Annotated in this window: 19 protein-coding genes and 1 tRNA gene; 7 read left to right on the forward strand and 13 right to left on the reverse strand. The window is 55.5% G+C overall.

Annotated features, from left to right (window positions below; all coding sequences use genetic code 11):
* Positions 1 to 23 precede the first annotated feature (23 nt).
* The gene (locus BN1190_RS15120; RefSeq protein ID WP_179860801.1) at positions 24 to 188 is read right to left on the reverse strand and encodes a hypothetical protein; all 165 of its coding nucleotides are present in this window, start codon (positions 186 to 188) and stop codon (positions 24 to 26) included.
* A gap of 121 nt (positions 189 to 309) precedes the next feature.
* Between BN1190_RS15120 and BN1190_RS14065 the strand changes: the two genes are divergently transcribed.
* Together BN1190_RS14065 and BN1190_RS14070 are read left to right on the forward strand one after the other, a co-directional pair.
* On the forward strand, positions 310 to 1359 hold the full coding sequence (locus BN1190_RS14065) for a hypothetical protein (RefSeq protein ID WP_052461901.1): 1050 nt from the start codon (positions 310 to 312) through the stop codon (positions 1357 to 1359).
* A 26-nt stretch (positions 1360 to 1385) separates the two neighbouring features.
* Positions 1386 to 1571: an SE1832 family protein gene (locus tag BN1190_RS14070; protein WP_040287617.1), complete on the forward strand. Its 186-nt coding sequence runs from the start codon at positions 1386 to 1388 to the stop codon at positions 1569 to 1571.
* An 80-nt stretch (positions 1572 to 1651) separates the two neighbouring features.
* Here BN1190_RS14070 and BN1190_RS14075 read toward each other — a convergent pair whose 3' ends face one another.
* The 3 genes from BN1190_RS14075 to BN1190_RS14085 form a co-directional block, all read right to left on the reverse strand.
* Positions 1652 to 3133 carry a phospholipase D family protein gene (locus BN1190_RS14075; RefSeq protein WP_052461902.1) on the reverse strand — a complete coding sequence of 494 codons (1482 nt, stop codon included), beginning with the start codon at positions 3131 to 3133 and terminating at the stop codon, positions 1652 to 1654.
* 111 nt (positions 3134 to 3244) lie between these two features.
* Entirely contained in the window at positions 3245 to 3790 is a 546-nt protein-coding gene (locus BN1190_RS14080) for an RNA polymerase sigma factor (RefSeq protein ID WP_040287618.1), read from the reverse strand.
* A 109-nt stretch (positions 3791 to 3899) separates the two neighbouring features.
* The gene (locus BN1190_RS14085) at positions 3900 to 5150 is read right to left on the reverse strand and encodes a hemolysin family protein (protein WP_040287619.1); all 1251 of its coding nucleotides are present in this window, start codon (positions 5148 to 5150) and stop codon (positions 3900 to 3902) included.
* Between the two features lie 348 nt (positions 5151 to 5498).
* Here BN1190_RS14085 and BN1190_RS14090 point away from each other — a divergent pair, with 348 nt between their 5' ends.
* Positions 5499 to 6896 (forward strand): dipeptidase, encoded by a 1398-nt coding sequence (locus tag BN1190_RS14090; RefSeq protein WP_040287620.1) that lies wholly within the window; start codon positions 5499 to 5501, stop codon positions 6894 to 6896.
* A gap of 312 nt (positions 6897 to 7208) precedes the next feature.
* Here BN1190_RS14090 and BN1190_RS15125 read toward each other — a convergent pair whose 3' ends face one another.
* The 4 genes from BN1190_RS15125 to BN1190_RS14110 form a co-directional block, all read right to left on the reverse strand.
* Positions 7209 to 7382, reverse strand: a complete 174-nt coding sequence (locus tag BN1190_RS15125; protein ID WP_179860802.1) for a hypothetical protein — start codon at positions 7380 to 7382, stop codon at positions 7209 to 7211.
* Between the two features lie 37 nt (positions 7383 to 7419).
* Positions 7420 to 8004 carry a nitroreductase family protein gene (locus BN1190_RS14100; protein ID WP_040287622.1) on the reverse strand — a complete coding sequence of 195 codons (585 nt, stop codon included), beginning with the start codon at positions 8002 to 8004 and terminating at the stop codon, positions 7420 to 7422.
* A gap of 83 nt (positions 8005 to 8087) precedes the next feature.
* Positions 8088 to 8573 carry an amidase domain-containing protein gene (locus tag BN1190_RS14105; RefSeq protein ID WP_040287623.1) on the reverse strand — a complete coding sequence of 162 codons (486 nt, stop codon included), beginning with the start codon at positions 8571 to 8573 and terminating at the stop codon, positions 8088 to 8090.
* Positions 8574 to 8667: 94 nt separating this feature from the next.
* Positions 8668 to 8739: transfer RNA gene (locus BN1190_RS14110), tRNA-Ala, on the reverse strand.
* A gap of 111 nt (positions 8740 to 8850) precedes the next feature.
* Here BN1190_RS14110 and BN1190_RS14115 point away from each other — a divergent pair.
* Both BN1190_RS14115 and BN1190_RS14120 read left to right on the forward strand, forming a co-directional pair.
* Positions 8851 to 9870 carry a DUF2804 domain-containing protein gene (locus BN1190_RS14115; protein ID WP_040287624.1) on the forward strand — a complete coding sequence of 340 codons (1020 nt, stop codon included), beginning with the start codon at positions 8851 to 8853 and terminating at the stop codon, positions 9868 to 9870.
* 96 nt (positions 9871 to 9966) lie between these two features.
* On the forward strand, positions 9967 to 10428 hold the full coding sequence (locus tag BN1190_RS14120; protein WP_244898739.1) for a YusW family protein: 462 nt from the start codon (positions 9967 to 9969) through the stop codon (positions 10426 to 10428).
* A gap of 332 nt (positions 10429 to 10760) precedes the next feature.
* Here BN1190_RS14120 and BN1190_RS14125 read toward each other — a convergent pair whose 3' ends face one another.
* The 3 genes from BN1190_RS14125 to BN1190_RS14135 form a co-directional block, all read right to left on the reverse strand.
* Positions 10761 to 12590: an ABC transporter ATP-binding protein gene (locus tag BN1190_RS14125; RefSeq protein WP_244898720.1), complete on the reverse strand. Its 1830-nt coding sequence runs from the start codon at positions 12588 to 12590 to the stop codon at positions 10761 to 10763.
* Positions 12544 to 14316 (reverse strand): ABC transporter ATP-binding protein, encoded by a 1773-nt coding sequence (locus BN1190_RS14130; RefSeq protein ID WP_052461918.1) that lies wholly within the window; start codon positions 14314 to 14316, stop codon positions 12544 to 12546. Before BN1190_RS14130 ends, BN1190_RS14125 begins: the two co-directional genes overlap by 47 nt.
* Positions 14317 to 14561: 245 nt before the next feature.
* A complete protein-coding gene (locus BN1190_RS14135) occupies positions 14562 to 15470 on the reverse strand; it encodes an EamA family transporter (RefSeq protein ID WP_040287627.1) in 909 nt (302 codons plus the stop codon).
* Between the two features lie 127 nt (positions 15471 to 15597).
* On the opposite strand from BN1190_RS14135, the gene BN1190_RS14140 reads away from it, so the two are divergent.
* On the forward strand, positions 15598 to 17253 hold the full coding sequence (locus tag BN1190_RS14140) for a sensor domain-containing protein (RefSeq protein WP_040287628.1): 1656 nt from the start codon (positions 15598 to 15600) through the stop codon (positions 17251 to 17253).
* Between the two features lie 40 nt (positions 17254 to 17293).
* On the opposite strand, the gene BN1190_RS14145 is transcribed toward BN1190_RS14140, so the two are convergent.
* Both BN1190_RS14145 and BN1190_RS14150 read right to left on the reverse strand, forming a co-directional pair.
* Complete coding sequence (locus BN1190_RS14145) at positions 17294 to 18595, reverse strand: glycosyltransferase family 2 protein (protein ID WP_040287629.1); 1302 nt, start codon at positions 18593 to 18595, stop codon at positions 17294 to 17296.
* The gene (locus BN1190_RS14150; protein ID WP_040287630.1) at positions 18592 to 19377 is read right to left on the reverse strand and encodes a hypothetical protein; all 786 of its coding nucleotides are present in this window, start codon (positions 19375 to 19377) and stop codon (positions 18592 to 18594) included. Before BN1190_RS14150 ends, BN1190_RS14145 begins: the two co-directional genes overlap by 4 nt.
* 135 nt (positions 19378 to 19512) lie before the next feature.
* Here BN1190_RS14150 and BN1190_RS14155 point away from each other — a divergent pair, with 135 nt between their 5' ends.
* Positions 19513 to 20394, forward strand: a complete 882-nt coding sequence (locus tag BN1190_RS14155) for an SDR family oxidoreductase (RefSeq protein ID WP_040287631.1) — start codon at positions 19513 to 19515, stop codon at positions 20392 to 20394.
* Positions 20395 to 21084: the final 690 nt, after the last annotated feature.

Genomic DNA, 21084 nt, shown 5'->3' on the forward strand with positions numbered 1-21084 from the left:
TCCTAACGCGTTGAAATTTCGTTTTAGTGTACCACAATCAGACTCGGAAACAACTTTTTCACCCAGATTGCGAGAGTGCCCGGCATCCGGCCGAATTGTGTCAGGATGCCGATAAATTCGATGAAGTGTCCGATACTTCGCGCAATCTGTCCGATATGGCCGGCCATCTGTCCGATACTTCGCGCCAACTGTCCGATACACCACCCCAACTGTCCGATATCATCCAATCCCCCGCTGCTCCGCCGGCCGCAATGTTCATAATCTCGTCCCGCTGCTCATAGAGTGGACAGCAAGAGATTGCAGGAAAGGATGATTCCTATACTTACACAACCGACGAAGCTGATTGCATTCGATCTATCATCGGCTGACGAAAAGAACGGATACCCCGTGCGCCGTGCGCTCCGGATTGCAGAAGAACTCGCAGCGGAGGCTGACACGGTCTTCATCACCAGCCAGGACCTGGCCCTGCCCGACACATGCCGCCGCATTCAGGCCGCCACCCAGCGCGACCTGCTGAGCACACTCGCCTTTCTGAAACCGGATGTTCTGGTCCGCGATTGCGGCAACACCGCCAAAGAGGAATCGGAAGCCGTGCGGAATCTCGTGCCCGCCGTCCTCCATTTCGACGATTTCGGCGAAGGCGGACAGGCTGCCGATCTCGTCATCCAGACATTATATGGAGACTCGGAATTCAATGTGACAGAAACCTATAAGACCGGCATCGGGACATTCCTGCCGGATCCGCGCGCCGACGAGCTGCGCAGACAGCGGGACGGGCAGACTGCCGGTGATCCGCCCCGGCTGCTCATCGCATTCGGCGAGAGCGATCCGGGCAATCTGACATTCCGGGCATTCCGGCATGTCATGAACCTCCAGATCCCGCTCAATGTCACGATCCTGCTCGGCCCGTCCTACGCACATGATGACAGCTCCCTCCGGATGATGGCGCTCAGCCGGCGCAACACGGCCATCAAGAAAGCGCCGCACGACTTCCTGAGCCTGGCGGCGGCATCGGATATCGTCCTCTGCGGCGGTGGCTACATGCCGTACGACGCGGCGAGTCTCGGTGTTCCGTGCATCGTCCTGGCCCAGAGCTCCTTCGAAACCGAGCTGCAATTTCCGTCTGACCGAGACGGTTTCACGCATCTCGGCCTCGGCCGCAAAGTGAAGCAGTCGAACCTTTTGAACGCCATCATGGAACCGCTCCTCCACGACTCCCTCCGGCAGCGCGATATCGACCGCCAGCTGTCCCTGCCGCTCGGCAAAGAGGCGGACAGCGTATTCGAAGCCGTCCGTTACCTGCTTGAGCATCCGAAACGGGCTGTCCCCGGCAAGCCGGTCCCTGATGTGGTAAACTGATGAAAACACATCAGGAGGTCCAATTTATGACCAAATCACAGATCGAATCGGAAATTGCAGAACTGAAGATGGAGTACATCAGCCTGCAGGGGGATATCGAAAAACTCGAATCGACTGGGCACGGAGACTCCGTACAGAAGGCGGAAAGCCGCCTGGCACGGATGGAAGAGCGTCTTGCAGACCTCAACCGGCAGCTTGCCGAACTGGGATGACCTAAACTTATCTAAGTTGAATTGAACCGAACCATAAAAAAGGCCTCCCTTCCTGATCTGGTTGGGAGGTCTTTTCCGGTTCAATAAGAGGTCAGCTTAAGCCACTCCTGCAGCGCGTAGATAATCCGCTGCGGCCGGGTCAGCTTGCTCTGGTATTCATCGATATCCAGTGTGTACATGGCATCCTCGTTGTCCCACAGCCGGGTGAAGTACGCATCCAGCTCATCGGACAGCCCGCTGTCTGCCGGCGCGGTGATGTACAGATCGTTTTCCAAATTATAATTATCGAGCGTCCGTTCCGTCAGGTTGGAGGAACCGTTCAGGACATGCACGTTCCCCGCACGCTCGATCATGACGAGTTTCGTATGGAACTGGCCGACGACCGTGTTATACCACCGCACCTCGATCCGGCCCCCGCTGTCTTCCACGAGTTTCTGGACGACCGGCCGGTTCGGCAGGCCGGATTTCTCGTTGCCGAACGAGTTCTGGTTCGGGTCGAGGATCAGCTTGACTTCCACCCCTCGGTCCGCCGCCTCCGTCACGGCCTTCACAACATCCGGCTCCGCAATGAAAAACATGCCCATGCGGATACGGTCGCCTTCCTTCGCGGCAGCCAGCTGCTCCATCAGGACGTCCTTGACCTTCTTCTCGGTCAGATACTGGATGGCATACTCTCCGTCCTCCGGTTCGTCCGCTTCCACCCGGGGAAGCGTCTGACCGGACTCCTCTTTCGTATAATTCACGACAGCCTCTTCCGCTTCGACCATGTCGTTGATGATCGGGCCGCTCACCTTGAACGCGACATTACCGTGAAATCCGCTCGCATTATGCGGATTTCCCGATGTCACGAGTCCGGCTTTGTCAGTCGCGATCATCTTCCGGTGGTTCGATTTCACGTTGAGCAGTTCGACGTAGGACGCGAGCCGGAACTTCGGCGCTTCCGACGACATGGCGTTCGGAATCCAGCCTTTTCCGCCGATATCACCCCATCGGAAGATCGTCCGGTACAGACCCGAATACAGCGGCATCGAATCCCGAAGCGGCTCGAGGTCCGTATAGACGACTTCCACGCCGGCGTCCGCCAGCTTCGAAAACCACTTCGATTCGTACGATCCATAGCCCATATTGAGGGGATCGGTGATGAAAACGATCGGCATGTCCGGATGCGCCGTCTTCTTCTGCACCAGCTTATGCGTCAGTGTCTCCGCGATTTTCGGGAAATCATATGGTTCGTCGGTGTAGTGATCCATGAGGAACATATCCAGGATGATGAACTCGTCCGCATCATCGATCATGGAATAGACTTCATCGAATATATAGAGTTCATGGCGCATGCCGTCCCCTTTCTGGTTCTGTGCATAGGTCAGGTCCGTCAACATCTTTACGTCGTCGGTCTTGTGCACGGCGCCCGCGTAATCGACGCCTTCCGGCAGCGGCTTGTATGTATGGTAGATGATTTCTGCTACATAGACCATCAGGTAGATCACAAGGACGGCCAACAATATATGTTTCTGTGTGCGGCTCAGCCACTTCCGTTTGGTCTTATCCTTTTTCTTCGCCATCAGCTGCCTCCTCAATGAACGTCCATCACTGACACATTCCCTGTCGGACCGGCCGGCAAACTAAAAAAGGCTTCCCCGGCTGATGTCGGGAAAGCCTCTCCGGCTGCTTATTCAGGCAATGACGAGCTCGCTGACGGATTGGTCCTGGGTCAGCAGTTCTTTCAAATACTTCTTTGCACGGAACAGGCGCGATTTCACGGTTCCGATTGAGACCTGCATCATTTCCGCAATCTCGATGAGTGAATACTGGTTGACGTAAAAGTATTCGATCGTCGTCTTGTAGATGCCGTCGAGCTGTTCGATTTTGCTGCGGACAGCGGCCCGCAGATCCTGCTGTTCCACGATGTCGCCCGGCAGCGGACTTCCGCTCGGCACGAGATCGAGCAGCGGGATATCGAGCGTGTCCGGCTGGTTCATGACATACTTGCTGCGGCGCACGTCTTTCCGGTACCGGTCCCTGAACGTGTTCATGCAGATCGTCGTCAGCCAGGCTTTCATGCGGTCGACACCTTCCATGCGTCCGCTTGAGCGGACGACCTTCACCCATACATCCTGCATGAGGTCTTCCGCTTCTTCTTTGTTGCGTGTCAGTTTCAGGCATAAATGATATAGGTAACGACCATATTGTTCGTGTAATTCATCCAATGTTGGGTTCATGCGTAAACGCCTCCGTGTTCTAGCTGTTACATACAGTATGCACCAGAACCCGGGGACGAACTATCGGTCTTTCTTTCAGCTATCTTACAAACGTGTAAGGTTGCGCAATTTACGTTTCATCTTCCACGACTTCGTCAGGACGCCGTGTGATTTTCAGGCGGACGATCCGGTTGCGGTCCATCTCCTCGATCTCGAACAGCAGCGGCCCATAGGTGAACCGCTCGCCCGGATCGGGCACATGGTCCAGCTCCTGGAAGGCGAAGCCGCCGATCGTTTCATTCTCTGTCGGCAGGTCGATGCCGAGCAGGGCAACGGCTTCCTCGATTTCAAGCCGGCCCTGGCAGACGAGCGTATCTTCCGTATGCTCATAGACCATGGCGTCTTCCGCCTCGTCGGTCTCATCTTCGATCTCCTGGCCGATCATCTCCTCGATGATGTCTTCATGTGTGACAACGCCGAGAGTGCCGCCGTATTCATCCAGCACGATCGCCATATGCTTTTTGTGGGCCAGCATCATCTTGAACACTTTCTCGACACTTGCCGTCTGGACGACGAACAGCGGATCGCGGTCGATCATTTCATCAAACGGCAAGTCAGGATCCATGGACCATTCGATCAGCCGCTTGGAATAGAACACACCGATGATCTTGTCGATGCTCTCCTCATAGATCGGGTAGCGGGTGTAGAAGTATTCGAGCACCGTGCCGCGCACTTCTTCATACGTCGATTCGAGCGGCAGCGCAACGACGTCGGTCCGGTGCGTGCCCATGACATCCAGCACATCCTTCTCCGGGAAATCGAGCACTCCTTTGAGCCGCTCGGATTCCTCGTGCTGGAACGTCCCTTCCGTCGACGCGATGTCGACCATTGAACGCAAGTCCTCTTTTGTCAGCGTCGCTTCCTTCACTTTCCCTTTCGAAAGGATGCGGATGAAAAGGTTCGTGAACAGCGCAAGCAAGTATGTGAGCGGTGTCAGCAGCTTGACGAGCAGCCGGATGACGGGAGCCACTGTGTAGGCGAGCGTTTCCGCGAATGTGGCGGCAATCGTCTTCGGCAGCACTTCACCGAAAATGATGAGGACGACTGTCAGAGTCCCTGTCAAAAGTCCGAGCGGCCACCCTTTGTCAATGGCGATCTTCGTGACGATAGTCGGCATCATGATATTGGCGATATTATTGCCGATCAGGATGGCGGTGATCATCCGGTCCGGCTTCGAAATGAGTGCGCGGAGACGGATGGCTTTCGGATCCCCTTGCTCTGCCCGCATCTGGATTCTCATCCGGTTGACAGCTGTAAGTGCAGTTTCACTTCCTGATAAGAAAAATGACATCACTAAAAAGAAGGCAAGTGCGATGAACAAGAGCGATTCCTCCCGGTAAGTTTCCTGGTTTGTTTTGGGATACAGTACTGACGTGCATTCCGGCCGCCAGGTTGCATAGCCGCAAAACGCTTTCCTGCTTATGTATGAAGGTTTTCCAAGCTGTTGGAACAGTATAGCATATGAGGGGTGTCCGGGCGGTGCCGGAAGTCTGCTCTTTTTAGAATTCCCTGAAACTCTGCTATACTTAAGAAATAAGTTCCGCTTCACACATACTGCCCCGGCTGACCGGGAAAGCTGTGCGAGTGCGGCAGCAGACCGGGCCAGTCGCGGAAGTTATTTCTGTTCTTCCCGCTTAGCGGTGAATTTAATCGAAATGAGGGGATTTCCATGGCAACTATGGATCAATTGAATGAGTACTTCGAAAAGAACCGGGACACACACCTGAACCAGCTGAAGGAATTTCTGAGCATCCCGAGCATCAGCGCCCTGTCCGAACATCAGGGGGACATGAAAAAAGCCGCTGAGTGGCTGGCGGAATCGCTGAAGCAGGCCGGCCTCGAGAACGTCTCGATCGAACCGACCGGCGGGCACCCTGCCGTATATGCGGACTGGCTGCATGCGGAAGGCAAGCCGACGATCCTCGTCTATGGTCACTATGATGTACAGCCGGTCGATCCGCTGAATTTATGGGACAGCGAACCGTTCGCACCTGAAGAACGTGACGGCAAGCTCTATGCACGCGGCGCGACGGATGACAAAGGGCAGGCCTTCATGCACGTGAAGGCGGCCGAGGCGCTCATGCAGCTCGACGGGGAACTCCCTGTCAACTTGAAATTCATCATCGAAGGGGAAGAGGAAGTCGGCAGTCCGAACCTCGTGTCCTTCATCAAAGACCACCAGGACAAGCTCGCAGCGGACGCAATCGTCATTTCCGATACGGCGCTCTATGCACCCGGCCAGCCGGCGATCTGTTACGCACTCCGCGGTCTGAGCGGTATCCAGATCGATGTCAAAGGCGCGAAAAGCGACCTGCACTCCGGCACGTTCGGCGGCGGCGTGGCGAACCCGATCCATGCCATCGCGGAAATCATTGCCTCCTTCCACGACAAGGAAGGCACAATCACGGTCGACGGCTTCTATGAGAATGTGCGCCCGCTGAGCGATGAAGAGCGGCAGGCTTACAAGGATCTGAATTTCGATGAAGACGAACAGCGCAAGGAACTCGATGTCCCCGAGCTGTTCGGCGAACCGGGGTACTCGTTCCTCGAGCGCACATCGGCCCGGCCGACACTCGAAGTGAACGGTGTCTTCGGCGGATTCAGCGGGGAAGGCATCAAAACCGTGCTGCCGTCCGAAGCCGGCGCGAAGATCACATGCCGTCTCGTACCGGACCAGACGCCGGGTGAGATCGTCAATAAGCTGAAGGCCCACATCGAAGCACATAAGCCGGAGGGCGTGACTGTCACGGTAACTCCGTTCGACCAGGGACTTCCATACATCACACCGTTCGATCACCCGGCACTCGAAGCAGCGAGCCGGTCGTACGAAAAGGTGTACAATGTCCCGACAGTCTACACACGCGGCGGCGGATCGATTCCGATCGTAGCTGATTTCGATGAAATCCTCGGGCTCCCCGTTGTCCTCATGGGCTTCGGTCTTGAAACCGAGAATCTGCACGGACCGAACGAACATCTGACGCTCGAAAACTTCGACAAAGGATTGCGTGTCCTCGGCAATTATTACGGGGAACTGTCAGGCCTGACGAAGGATCAGCTGAAGATCTGAATCTGATGAGACAGCCCCCCGGCATACTGTGTGCCGGGGGTTTTTCGTGTGGCAGGGAGCGTTTGGGGGGCGGGGGCGGTATCGGACAGTTCGGGCGATGTATCGGACAGTTGGCGGGAGATATCGGACAAATCGCGGAAAGTATCGGACACTTCATCGCAAGTATCGGACACTTCGCCGAATTTATCGGCATCCGGGCACAATTCAAGAGCATGGCTGGTGTTCGCTCCGCTCATTTCCTGTCAGCCCCGTCGCGGGCGCGGTGGCTCTCAAAAGTCCCGGACGGCTTCATGGCGCGAAGAAACGCACAAGTCAGCCCTCCTCCAGAGCGGTATCGGACAGTTCGGGCGATGTATCGGACAGTTGGCGTGGGGTATCGGACAGATCGCGGAAAGTATCGGACACTTCATCGCAAGTATCGGACACTCCGCCGAATTTATCGGCATCCGGACACATTTCAAGGACAGCCGCTAAAATTTTTCGCAAAAAAAGCCCCGTTCTCCGAGAAGAAAGGGGCTTTTGATCATTCTGCTGTGTTTTCCTGCCAATAGGTGACCAGGTCTTCCACCGGCGTACGCGGTTTCGCTTTCGGCAGCTCGTCGAAATGGCCGAACTGCAGCATGCTGATGATCCGCTCCCCCCGCTGTACGCCGAGGCGCTCACGGAATTTCGGGTCATCCAGGAAGCCCGGCGTTTTCCAGCAGGTGCCGATGCCTTTGTCCCACGCCAGCAATTGGACGTTCTGAATCAGCGTGCTTGCGGCTGCGAAGTCTTCGTGCCGCTGTTTCTGACGCGCGTCTTCCGGTACGATGACGAACAGCGCTGCGCTCGCCTTCGAAAATTTGCTCATCTGTTTATCCAGCGTTTCGTCGTCCAGCTCTTTCCACTTAGGTACACCGAATTCACGAAGGACGTCAAGAAATCGTTCGTATGTGTCTTCTGCAGCGAGGACAAATCGCCATGGATTTCGGTTTCCATGATTGGGCGCCCAGACGGCATCTTCCAGAATGTCCGTAATCTCGCTCTGTTCCACCGGCTGCCCATTGAAGTTCTTGATGGAGCGGCGGGATGTGATTGCGTCTCTTACAGATAATGCTTGTTCGTCCATGAATGTATCTCCTTTTGCAGTTGATACATTCCAGTATACAACATAATGGTGTTCAATACTTGCCAACCGTCGAATTCAGCATCTCATGAAAACTCGTCGTTGATGTGAAAGAAGATGTATTTCGCTTCCGGACGGTATGCATAGGAGTCTTTGTAATCCCAGCTGCGGTGCTTAGCGTTGTACGTATGGGCATTCACAAGAGGGGAAGCCCCGTCTTTCGCAGTGACGATCGTCGAGTGATCGAACCTGCCGTCCCCCTGGAAATCATACAAAATGACATCACCGAGCTGCAGCTCTTCAGCGGACCCGACCTGCCTTGCCGTCAGTCCCCGTTTCGATCCGGCCAGATACCAGCGCAGTGAGTGTGCGACAGACCAGCTGAAACTCCAGTTCCCGCCGGTCATCCACCAGCCGCGGTCCCGCGCCGGACTGCCGTGCATCGGTGCCCCGCCTGCCCGCAGGCACTGTGAAGTATAATTCGTGCAATCATCATCGAACGACGGATATGCAGGATTGCGTGAATTCCACCAGCGATCTGCATACCGGACGGCCGCTTCACGGTCATACATCGTTTCGCCTCCTCGGAAGAGACTATGCCGGTCACGGGCAGTTCATGCCGCAAAAAAACGCCCGCACAATGCGGACGCTTTCCCCTAATTCGTATGGAGCATACCGGATTCGAACCGGTGACCCCTTCGCTGCCAGCGAAGTATTCTCCCGCTGAACTAATGCCCCGTATGGAGTTGGTGACGGACACGTTTCATTGACGATAATTCCGTACCAATCTGCTACAATTGAAAGTATACCAAGAACTGTGCGAAAAGACAACTGTCAGGAGGACGGCTTATGCAGCATGCAGAACGAGAATTGACATCACCGGTCCTGCTTTGTGACACGAAAGGGCTGCTGAACCCCGAAGCGATCGGGTATGCATCGCAGCCGATCGTCCGGAGCAATCTGAGGGGGCAGTTCCCCAATAAGAAAAAATGGAATACGTGGACAGTCTATGGGGAGGAAGTGCTCTTCACAGCGACGGTGGCCCACTTCGATATCGGCGCCGTCTGCCTCATCTACTTCCTGGACTACGAGACGGAGCGCTTCTTCGAAAAGCGGGTCGCCCTGCCATTCGCCCGCCACGTCAAGATGCCGGAAGATGTTCTGTCGAGCATGAAGTTCGAAGACAGCCGCCTGTCGCTCCATGTCATCCAGGAAAACCGGAAAAGCCATCTGTCCGTTTCCATTTCCGATTTTGACAATGAACCCCTGCATGCAGACTTCCATATCAGCCATCCGGCGGACGATGAGTCTGTCAATGTGGTCGTTCCGAAAAACCGCAGTGTGTTCCAATTCACCGCAAAGCACCATATTCTGCCGACTTCCGGAATCCTCCAGATCGGTGATAAACGATACGAATTCAATCCCGATTACAGCTTCACGGTGTATAACTGTACGCGAGGTATCTGGCCGAAGAGTACGGACTGGCAATGGGGGATGGCGTCACAGCGGTCCGGCGGGCGCCGTATCGGCCTCAACCTCGGCGGCCAATGGTCCGATGGAACGGGGCTGACAGAGAATGCGGTCATCGTGGATGGCAGCATGACCAAAATCCACGAAGATGTCATTTTTTCCTGGAATCCGGAACGCATGAAAGACCGGTGGACAATCCACACTAAATTCACCGATTGTGTCGACCTGACCTTCACCCCGTTTTTCGAACGCACAGCAGAAGCACGAAGACGGAGCATCCGGGCGGACTTTACGCAAGTGTTCGGCTACTTCAACGGGTCTGTCAAGCTGGACTCCGGAGAACGCCTCCCGATCCGCCGGCTGCTCGGCTCTTGTGAGGCGTTCACAGCCAAGTGGTGAGTTCGGTCCTGACTGTTTAAATTCGATGGAAAACAGGTAGAGTAGTACAAACAGACAATCGAGCTTATCCGGAAAGGACGTGAGACGGTGAAGAAAATGATGACAGTCGGAACAGCCCTGTTCGCGGGTGTTCTCTTTACCGGCGGATGCGGGAATTTCAGCAAGGACGCCGACAAGGACAACCGGGATGAAGCGGACATCGTGACGACAGATGAAAAAGAAGGCGGCGACCGGGACACCGGCGACGGTTACGGTTTCAATGTCTTTGATCTTGAAATCGACGTGAATGGTGAAGATGCGGTCGACGCGGAATACAAGGTGGAAAAAGATTTCGATCCCGAATATCAGAATGAGCAGAACAACATCGACCTGAAGGGCCAAGAAGCCATGGATGAGCTCGATAAGCTGTTCATCGATACGAACCTGGAGAGCAACATGTCCGGTGAAGAAGCGCGCGACAAGATCCTCGACTACTACCAGATCGATGAGTACTCCAAGTTCGACTTGAATGTCGAGTTTGACGACGGCAAGAAATTGAATTTCCAGGATGAAAAATAATTCCCTGCTGAAAACCACCGGAGCCGGTGGTTTTTAGTTTGCCCTGCGGTCCATCCCATGGGCCGCGTTCATAAATCTTTGGAAGTGATCATAAGAATGGATTTCCGCTCATAAATCTGCAAATGTGATCATAAAATCCAGTTTCCGCTCATAAACCCGCAAAAGTGATCATAAACTCCGGTTTTCTGCTCACAAATCTCCCGAAGTGATCATAACCGTCCCGAGAGCGCTCATAACTTCACACATCCCCTGTCACCCATGCAAGATCCGCACCCAACGTGAGCTCTGCGCGCAAATATAAAAGGGACGGCAGCTGCCGTCCCTCCACTATGCTATAACTTCGACTGCATAAGCATGTTATAGTACACACCTTCTTGCGCGATCAGCTCCTGCTGGCTGCCTGATTCAATGAGCCTGCCCTGATCAAGCACGTAGATTGTGTCCGCTTTCTTCACCGTGTTCAGACGGTGTGCAATGACGAAGCTGGTACGTCCTTCCATGAGCGTCTCGAGCGCCGCCTGGATTTCGAGCTCGGTGACGGTGTCGATGCTGCTTGTCGCTTCGTCGAGCAGCAGAATGACAGGATCCGCGACGAATGCCCGGGCGATTGACAGCAGCTGTTTCTGCCCTTGGGAAATCTCGCTTCCGTCCGCTGTCAGCAGCGTGTCATACCCTTCTTCCAGCCGCTCGATGAACTCGTGCGCATTCGCCTTCTTCGCGGCCGCTTCGATCTCTTCATCCGTGGCGTCGAGCCGGCCATAGCGGATGTTCTCCCGGACCGTCGCCTCGAACAGGAATGGATCCTGGAGCACGAATGCCGTCTGGCTGCGGAGGACAGTCCGCGGCAGCTCATCGATCGGAATGCCGTCGATGCGGATCGTCCCTTTGTTCGTTTCATAGAAACGGGCGATCAGCTGGACGATCGTCGTCTTGCCGGCGCCTGTCGCACCGAGCAGCGCCGCAGTCTCCCCTTCCCGGACGTGCAGCGAGACGTCATCGATCGTATAGCCGTCCGTTTCCGATGCATAGCCGAACGACACATGATCGAACTCCACGTCCCCCTTCAGCCGGATGTCCCCGTTCCCTTCCGCCGCGTCCTGCTCCGGTGCTTCGTTCATGATCGAAAAGACGCGCTCCGCCCCCGCGATCGCCGACAGGACCGTATTGAACTGGTTCGCGAGATCATTGAGCGGGCGTGTGAACTGACGGGCATACTCCGCGAAGATCACAATTGTCCCGACGGTCACGATACCGTCCCCGCGCAATGCGAGGAGACCGCCGATCCCCGCGACAATGGCGAAGCCCAGGTTGTTCAGCATGTTCATCACTTTGGGAATGAACCCCGAATACGTCAGTGCCCAGAACGCGGTGTTCCGGAGCTTGCCGCTCTTCTCGGCGAATTCCTCTTTCATGCGCTCTTCCTGGGAGAATGCCTTGACGATCCGCTGTCCGGAAATCGTTTCTTCGATCATGCCGTTCATCTCCCCGATCGCCCGCTGCTGCTGCTTGAACAGGATGCCGGTACGGCGGGTGATCCAGCGCATGGCGATGAACATGATCGGTACGATGATCATCGTCATCAGTGTCAGGAACGGACTCAGGTACAGCATGACCGCGAGTGTCCCGCCGAGTGTCAGGATACTCGAGAACACTTGTATGAACGATGAGTTCAGCGTCTGGCTGATGTTTTCGATATCATTCGTCATCCGGCTCATCAGTTCTCCGTGCTGGCGTCTGTCGAAAAACGAGACGGGCAGCTGCTGCAGATGATTGAACAACCCGGCCCGCAGCTTGTAGACGGTGTTCTGGGCGATGCCGACCATCCAGAAGTTCTGGAAATACATGGACAGGGATGCCCCTGCATAGATCGCGAGCAACAGACCGATCTGCTTACTGAGGCCTGCGGTTTTCATCGGGATGATGAAGTTATCGATCGTCTTTCCGATCAGGAACGGTCCGAGCAGTGTCAGCCCCGAACTGACGAGGACGAGTGCGAGCACCGTGATCAGCAGTCCGCGCTGCTCGTCGACAATCCGCCAGATGTTGAGAAGCGCTTTCTTCCAGTCACCGACTTCCTCACGCGGCCGTTTCGCCCCTTTCTTCAAGTCATCCTTCTCAAGAATCGGTTCGTAACCGAAGGGTTTCTTTATGCTTTTGACCACTGTCCTCCACCTCCTCATCCAGTTGGGATCCGGCGATCTTGCGGTAGAGCGCCGACTGCTCCATCAGTTCGTCGTGCGTGCCGTAGGCCGAGACCTCCCCTTCATCCAGCAGCAGGATCTTATCCGCCCCTTGAGCCGTATGGATCTTCTGGGTGATGACGATCATCGTGGCACGCTCATCTTCGAGCGCTTCCCAGAGGGCGTTCTCCGTCTTCACATCGAGCGCACTCGTACTGTCATCCAGCAGCAGGACTGCCGGTTTGCGGACGAGCGCCCGTGCAATGGACAGGCGCTGCTTCTGGCCGCCCGACAGGTTGACCCCCTTCTGCCCGACACGCGTATCGTAATTTGTCGGGAACCGCAGGATCGACGAGTGGATCTGCGCCTTTTCAGCTGCCGCTTCCAGTTCGTCCGCCCGCGCCTCCGGATCCCCCCACGCCAGATTTTCACGGATTGTTCCCGTGAAGAGGACGGACTGCTGCGGCACGAGGCCGATCGCATTTCGCAGTTCCTCCAGCGGCCAGTCGCGGATATCCTTTCCGTCGAGCAGGATGCGCCCGGACGTTGCGGTGAAGATCCGGGGAATGAGGTTGAGCATCGTCGATTTCCCGGAACCGGTCGCCCCCATCACAGCGATCTTCTGGCCCGGCTGGATGTCGAAGGAGACGTCTTTGAGCACGTCCTCCTCATGCCCCGGATAATGGAAGGAGACATGGTCGAATGTCAGGGCGCCTTGCTTCACGTCCGCACCGGCCCCCTGCCGGTCAGCCGTCTCTTCTTGATCGTCAGTGGCCAGAAGGACTTCTTCCATCCGCGTTGAAGACGCTTGCGCGCGTGAAAACGCGATGATCATGAAGGAGAACATCGAGAAGCCGCCGGTGATCCGGAATGCGTAGTTGACGATCGCGACAATTTCCCCGACTTGTGCATTGCCGGCGCGCACGGTGCCGACGCCGAACCAGAGGACGAGCATGAGGCTGCCGTTCATGATCAGCAGCAGGACCGGCATGATCAGTTCCATCATTCGGAACGCCTTGACGGTATCTTTCCGCAACAGATCGGCCGTTTTCGCGAACCGGCTGCCTTCATAGGCACCGCGGAGGTAAGCCTTGATGAGCCGGACTGCCTGCAGGTTCTCCTGGATGACACGGTTGACCCGGTCCAGCCGGCGCTGTACATTCGCGAAATAGACGACCCCTTTCCTGGCCATGACGAACAGGAACACGGTGAGGAACGGGACGCCGATCACGAGGAATCCTGCCAGTTTCACATTGACGATCATTGCCATGATAAGACTTCCGACTACGAGAAGCGGTGCACGCAGCAGAAACCGCACACCCATGAACAAGATATTCTGCGCCATCGTTACGTCACTCGTCAGCCGTGTGATAAGCGAGGACGACGGGAAGCGCAGGAATGTGGCCATGGAGAACGACTGGATCCTGCGGAACAGCGCCTGGCGGATATCGAAGCCGAACGCCTGCGCTGCGTGTGCGGCGAAGAACGAGTTCGTGATACCTGCGGCGAATGCGAGCAATGCCAATCCGAGCATGAACCCGCCGAACACGATGATCGTCTCCCGGTCCCCTGCTGTAATGCCGTCATCGATGATTTTCGCGATCAGCAGCGGCTGCACCAGTTCGACGGCCAGTTCCACGAGCATCATGGAGATCGCGATGAGGATCGGCCATTTATAAGGCCTTGCATAGGAGAATACTGTTTTCACGTCCATCGTCCTTCCTGAATTGTTTCGTTAAACGAATTAGTTAGTAGTCCTTAGTATGCCATAATGGGAAGTCAGTGTATAGTGAATGAACTGAATTGTCTGATGCACGAATGCTAGACTGCCAGGACGGGATCCCTGGCCGTGTCAATGGAGAGGGCAGAGCGGAAACCGCTGAGCTGCCTGAGGAACAAAATGAGCATGAAAAAACGGGAGACCACTGGCATCCGCCATGGTCTCCCGTGCTTTCATGCTGTCTCCTCTTTCGCTTTCCCTCCGGCAATCGAGATACCAGTCACACCGAGCAGCATGATGATAGCACCGCCGAGCTGCCACATACCGAGGACAGCACCGAGCCACGTGACCGATACGATCATCGCCGTCAGCGGCTCGAAACTCGAGAGAATGCTCGTTTCAATCGGGGAAATGTACTTCATGCTGCCGAGGAACAGCAGGAAGGCCACTGTACCGACGATAATGACGCCAAGGAGCATGAGTGCAACTTTCCAATCAAGCAGATAGTGGAACTCCCTGAACAGGCGCAGCGGGTTCATCACAAACAACGCCGCTCCACCGGCGACCATCGCCCAGCCGATCGACAGCAGAACCCCCCATTCCTGCATGAGACGGACCGGGTACAGCGTATAGAATGTAAAGGCGAACCCGACGGCAACCCCCCAGAAGACCGCTGCCGGCGTGAGACTGAAGCCAGACAGCGACCCGTTCGTCAGCAGCAGGAACAGTCCCCCGAGCGTGACGAGCATCCCCGCAATCTGAGCGAGCGGCGGAACGAACCGCTGACGCACCGACACGAAAAGGATGACATAGATCGGCGACAGGAACTGGAACAGCGTCGCAATCACCGCGTTGCTTTCGCTGATTGCGGATGTGAAGGCGAACTGGACGCCAAGCATTCCGAGCACCCCGAAAATGACCATCTGACGGGCCCATACTTTCTGCCGCCAAGGTCGCATCACCGGTTTGCCCTTCAGTTTTAAATAGGTAATTAGCAATAGGCCTGCGATCAGCAGCCGGTTCGTTAGCAGGAACGAGACCGACATCCCGCTGTTCTCCAGTATCCATTCCATCATTGGCCCGGAAAGTCCCCATAAAGCGGCCCCGCTTATAATCATTGCAAGTCCTTTTACCCGTTCCATCCATTCACCTTCGTTTCCTCGTTGATATGATTCTATCTATGTGCTTGTATAAATTTCATAATATAGGTGAAAAGTTCAAGGTTTTGGTCTATACTGGTCTTATGAACTAGTTGAAAGGGGAACTTCCATGACCACCTTACACGAACAGCATGATCTGGATATGCCTGACGTCCGGCACAGTCTCGATCATTACTATATGGTAACCCAAACAGATGCGGAAGGTCTCGTACTTTCTGTAAATAAAAACTTTCTGAATGTAAGCAATTGGACTCCGAAGCGGGTTCTTGGGAAAACGATCTGGCAGCTGTTCGATGAAGACGAAAAAGCGCAGAACACGATCCACCACATATGGACACAGCTGCAATCGGGGAAAACCTGGTTCGGCACGGCACAGAAACAGAAACGGACCGGCGAACCGTACTTCACGAACATGCTGGCCGTGCCGTCGATGGAGGAGGACGGCAGTCTGGCGCGTGCGCTGTTCCTCGAACTCGACATCACGGAAGACATCCGGCTGAAAGAGCGGCTCGAGCAGATTGCTTTCATCGATATCGAAACCGGTCTCATGAGCCGCCACAAACTGGAATCGCTTGTCAATGACATGATCCGGGAAGAGAAGAGCTTCTCCTTCGTCTACCTGTCCATCGATCATTATTACACATTGAAAGAGCTGCAGAACGGGACGGATGAAACGGAACTCACACAGGCATTCGCAAACCGCATGAAGCGCTATTTCCAGGACAATCCGATCGCACGCATCGGCAGCAGCCAGTTCGTCATACTGACACCGTTCGGGGACTGGTACGTCCAGGGCTTCCTCGACTTCCTGGAACAGCAGCCGCTCTATATCGGAAGTGAAGCGCTGCCGCTGTCGATCAGCGGGGGCATCGTCCGGTATCCGGAAGACCAGAAAAGCTACGTCACCCTGCTCGAAGCGGCAGTGATGACGCTCGACGAAGTGCGGAAGCAGGGCGGCGGCAAGATCGTGTCCCTGTCGGCAACGTCGCACAAAGTGCTGAACCGCCGGTCGCTCATCAACCGGAAACTGCTGACAGCGCTCGATCACAAGGCGCTCGAAGTCGCGTTCCAGCCCCAGTACGATGTGGCGTCAAAGCAGGTCAAGGTCTACGAAGCACTTGTCCGCTGGGAGGATGAGGAACTCGGCACTGTCTCGCCGGATGAACTGATCCCGATCGCCGAATCGAATGGCCTGATCGCCAATATCGGCGAATATGTCCTGTCGGAAGCAGCCCGTCTTGCCGTGAGGCTTGAGGAACAGGAAGGCAGCCCGCATGTGTCTGTCAACACGTCGGTGCGCGAATTCTCGAACCATCCTATGAAGGAAAACATGCTCAGCATCCTGCAGACTGAAGGATGCCGGCCGGGCCAGCTGGAACTCGAGATCACCGAAAAATTCGCCTTCCGGGCCGAAGAGGAACAGTCCATCATCCAGCAGATGAAGGAACTGCAGGATGCCGGTGTGAACTTCATCCTCGATGATTTCGGGACCGGCTACGCCTCGTTCCGCTACATGCAGTACTTGCCGATCTCCAAAGTGAAGATCGACAAAGTGTACATGAACAGCCTCGTGAGTCATCCGAAGACGCAGCAGCTCGTCGAAGGGATGATCCAGTTCAGCAAGACGATGGGCCTGTACACGATTGCGGAAGGCGTCGAGACGCAGGCCCAGTTCGACCTGCTCGTCTCGATGGGGATCGATGCGGTCCAGGGATACTATATCGGTGCGCCTGTTCCTGCAGAGAAGCTGCATATCCGCAACTAAGGAAAGAGCACTGCCTGCGGGCAGCGCTCTTTCTTTGTGTTCACTTCTGTTTGAAGCGTTCCGTTTTGTCCCAGCCGATGATCTGCCGGTTCTTTTTGGCCTTGACATACAGAATGAGACTCCGAACGAACAGGTACGAAAACAGCTGCGCATACGTGAAATACATGATGACGCTGATGAACACATTGAGCGGTGTGAATGTCCGCTGTGTCGCTTGCGCTGCGAACAGCTGCGTCGTGTAGACGATGTACGCCAGATACCAGATGAACAGCAGCGGGTAGGTGTATTCGATGTAGAAAATATCGAGCAGGCCTAGGATGAACCAGATATACGAGATGACGAGAAACAGCCAAAACACGACATAGACGAGCAGCTGATGGATGGAATGGACGAGCAGCTTGCCTTTGAAATAACCGGGTTCCGTCAGCGTCTTCTCGACGATGTACAGGTTCCCCTGCAGCCAGCGGGTCCGCTGTTTCAAATAGACGCCGAGCGTTTCCGGTTCCTGTTCCCACGTAATGGAGTCCGGGACGATCGGCAGGTAGTAGCCCGCTTTCGTGATCCGCAGCGTCAGTTCTGCATCTTCTGCGATCGCATACGGATCATACCCGCCGAGTTCCTCGATGACGGACCGCCGGACAAGCATGTTGGTCCCCGTCAGCGAGCCGGTCTTGAACAGCTGCCAGCGGCCCGACTGCATGAGCAGCTGGAACACCTGGAACTCGATCGAGATCATCCGTGTCAGCCAGTTCGCCTGCTCGTTGACCGTCCGGACATAGCCGACCGCGCCGGCAGACTTCGGATTGCTTTCGGCTACGGCGACAAGCTTGACGAGCGCTTCCGGATCCGGCTGATTGTCGGCATCGTATACGCAGTAGTAGGTCCCGCCGGAAATGCTCAATCCATAGTTGAGCACCCTGGACTTCCCTTTCGGTTCGCCGGGCGGCACGAGTATATGATGGACGTTGGTGAATGTAGCCGCGAAGTCCTCGGCGATGTCTCCGGTTTCATCGGACGAATTGTCGTTCAGTACGTAGATCTGCAGATTGCCTGGATAGTTCAGCCGGGTCATCGCTTCGATTGTGTCCTGGATGACGACCCCTTCGTTATGCGCAGGAATCAGTATATCGACACTTGGATACTCGGCGAGCTCCGGAATCTCCTGCCCCTTCAGCCGGTTGTAGAGACCCGCAATCGTCAGCATGGAGTAATACCCGAGCAGCAGCAGGAACAGCGCCGTCGTGAAGAACAGCAGCAGCTTTACGTTGAACACAGCCGCGACAACCAGCAAAACGATGAACAGGAAGGCGGTCGTCAGCAGGATGATCAGACGTCTGTTCATGGAATCACCAGCAGTTCATCGAGTGTCCGCTGCCCTTCTATCTTCCGGGTCTCCCAGCCGATCTGCTTGAACGCGTCTGGTTCGAGCTGGCGCAGCATCGCTTCTTGCAGCCGCTGTTCGACGACAGCATAGCCCTCGTCACCGATATTCTGCAGCAGGAAGACGATCGTGCTGCCATCCAGCTGGCCGACGAGATCATAGTGTTTCCGGAGCGTCCCGTAGATGGCGGCACCGCTTGCCGCCATCGCCTGCTTCCGGGCAGCTCTTCGCAGTGCCGACAGATCCGCAGTCACGATATAGCCCGGTTCCCGGTGCCGTTCCATGGACGATAACACCAACGATGCCTGTTTCTCGAACTCCCGTTTCGTCAGTACGCCCTGCTCGGAGATGAATTCCCGGAGTTCCTCCACCCGCTGCTTCAGTTCCCTGTTTTCCAGACGGTACGAATAGACGTATTTCGCCACGCTATAGAGCGCGAACAGGTGAAGCAGGAACAGGAAATGGAGCCCGATGCCCGCCGCCTGTTCACCGGGTGACCAGCCATCCAGGAAGGCCCGGTACAGGAAATAGAAAACTGTCATGAGGGTGAACAGAATATAGAAGAAAAAGGCCGTCCTGTCCGTGACCAGGAAGAAAAGCACCGCACAGACCGTCAGCACAATTGCAATGACAGCCTGGTCCGCCTGCAGCTGGAGCCCGATCAGCAGAGATGCACTACCCAGCCAGATGACTGACGCGAATGGCAGCTGCAGACGCTGCCAGCGTGTTTGTTTCGTTTCCATCCGTCCCGCCTCCATCCTGAAATTCTGTCAGTTGTATGTCCTTCTCTTAGTCTATGCAAAACGAGCCAGTGTTTGCAAGGCGGACAGACGGGAATACTCTGATTAGATAGAAAATCGGTAAGGAGGATTCAACCTATGTCTGAGAACAAATATGAAAAGATCGATGAACAGGTGAAACCCCAGACGCAGGAACAGCAGCCCGGTGTCGAAGAAGAGATGTCACCCCAGCCGATCTACGACGATGAAAACTACAAAGGTTCCGGAAAGCTGAAAGGGAAAAAAGCGCTGATCAGCGGCGGTGACAGCGGAATCGGACGTGCCGTGGCCGTTGCGTTCGCGAAAGAAGGGGCGGATGTCGCCATCGCCTATCTGAGCGAGGACGAAGACGTCGATGCCGACAAGACGGTCAAACTGATCGAGCAGTATGGCGGGAAAGCATGGAAGAGGCGCATCGATATCAGTGACGAGGAAAACTGCGAGACGCTTATCGAGGATGTCGTCAAAGAGTTCGGCGGTCTTGATGTGCTGGTCAACAATGCAGGAAAACAGTTCCCGCAGAAATCGCTGCTCGATATTTCAGGCGACCAGCTCCGGGAAACGTTCGACACGAACTTCTTCGGACTGTTCTTCTTGACGCGCGCCGCACTCCCTCACTTGAAAGAAGGCGCATCGATCGTGAATACGTCATCCGTGACCGCCTATAACGGATCCCCGGGACTGCTCGATTATTCGGCGACCAAAGGGGCGATCACGACATTCACACGCTCCCTCGCGCTCAACCTCGCGGAGAAGAAGATCCGCGTGAATGCAGTGGCACCGGGCCCGATCTGGACACCGCTCATCCCGTCGACATTCGACGCAAAGACAGTGGAGGCCCACGGCAGCGACACGCCGATGAAACGGCGTGGTGAACCGGCCGAAAACGCACCGGCCTACGTGTTCCTCGCCTCCGATGATGCCAGCTACATGACCGGCCAGACGATCCACGTCGACGGCGGCGACTACGTCGGCTCATAATCACGGCCCACACGCCCTGCGGAATTGTTCCGCAGGGCATTTTTTCGTCGTGCGCGTATTCGCTTCCTGCCCGCGCGTATCTCCCCTCTTGCCGCGCGTATTTTTCGCCGCGCGCGTATTTGCTTCCCGTCCGCGCGTATCTCCTCTCCTGCCGCGCGTATTTTCCGTCGCACGCGTATTTCGCCTCTGGCCGCGCGTATCTGGTGCCTGCCCGCGCATATCTCCCCTTCCGTCGCGCGTATTTTTTCGCCGCGCGCGTATCCGCTGCTTCGCCGCGCATGTGCGAGCGAAGTCCCACACAAAACGAACGGAGTGAGCACCAATCATCCTTTGAATTGTGCCCAGATGCCGATAAATTCGGCGAAACGTCCGATACTTCACAGGTTCTGTCCGATATCACCCGTGAAATGGCGGATATCCTCCGCAAACTGTCCGATACACCGCAGGTTCTGTCCAATAGTGCTTGCCAGCGTATGCTATCTCTTAAACCTTAAAGGAATGTGATAATGAAGGGCTTTAAAGCGATCAAGATCTACTTGTTATGTGGATAACTAAAGTTACACCCGATTTCGGTGGATATCTTTTCCTCATTCCGGTGATAACTTCTGCAAAACTTCTGAATAACTCGTATGCTATCCACAAAAATACCGGCAGACGCAATGTGCGCTGCCGGTATTTCATATTTATCCA

It is taken from the genome of Sporosarcina koreensis (assembly GCF_000826145.2).
In the GTDB taxonomy this organism is placed as follows: Bacteria; Bacillota; Bacilli; order Bacillales_A; family Planococcaceae; genus Sporosarcina; species Sporosarcina trichiuri.

Excerpts from the sequence above, each read along its gene's own strand:
- BN1190_RS14065 (WP_052461901.1), top strand. The coding sequence starts at position 310 with ATGATTCCTATACTTACACAACCGACGAAGCTGATTGCATTCGATCTA.
- BN1190_RS14070 (WP_040287617.1), top strand. The coding sequence starts at position 1,386 with ATGACCAAATCACAGATCGAATCGGAAATTGCAGAACTGAAGATGGAG.
- BN1190_RS14075 (WP_052461902.1), bottom strand. The coding sequence starts at position 3,133 with ATGGCGAAGAAAAAGGATAAGACCAAACGGAAGTGGCTGAGCCGCACA.
- BN1190_RS14080 (WP_040287618.1), bottom strand. The coding sequence starts at position 3,790 with ATGAACCCAACATTGGATGAATTACACGAACAATATGGTCGTTACCTA.
- BN1190_RS14090 (WP_040287620.1), top strand. The coding sequence starts at position 5,499 with ATGGCAACTATGGATCAATTGAATGAGTACTTCGAAAAGAACCGGGAC.
- BN1190_RS14100 (WP_040287622.1), bottom strand. The coding sequence starts at position 8,004 with ATGGACGAACAAGCATTATCTGTAAGAGACGCAATCACATCCCGCCGC.
- BN1190_RS14105 (WP_040287623.1), bottom strand. The coding sequence starts at position 8,573 with ATGTATGACCGTGAAGCGGCCGTCCGGTATGCAGATCGCTGGTGGAAT.
- BN1190_RS14115 (WP_040287624.1), top strand. The coding sequence starts at position 8,851 with ATGCAGCATGCAGAACGAGAATTGACATCACCGGTCCTGCTTTGTGAC.
- BN1190_RS14120 (WP_244898739.1), top strand. The coding sequence starts at position 9,967 with ATGATGACAGTCGGAACAGCCCTGTTCGCGGGTGTTCTCTTTACCGGC.
- BN1190_RS14135 (WP_040287627.1), bottom strand. The coding sequence starts at position 15,470 with ATGGAACGGGTAAAAGGACTTGCAATGATTATAAGCGGGGCCGCTTTA.
- BN1190_RS14140 (WP_040287628.1), top strand. The coding sequence starts at position 15,598 with ATGACCACCTTACACGAACAGCATGATCTGGATATGCCTGACGTCCGG.
- BN1190_RS14145 (WP_040287629.1), bottom strand. The coding sequence starts at position 18,595 with ATGAACAGACGTCTGATCATCCTGCTGACGACCGCCTTCCTGTTCATC.
- BN1190_RS14150 (WP_040287630.1), bottom strand. The coding sequence starts at position 19,377 with ATGGAAACGAAACAAACACGCTGGCAGCGTCTGCAGCTGCCATTCGCG.
- BN1190_RS14155 (WP_040287631.1), top strand. The coding sequence starts at position 19,513 with ATGTCTGAGAACAAATATGAAAAGATCGATGAACAGGTGAAACCCCAG.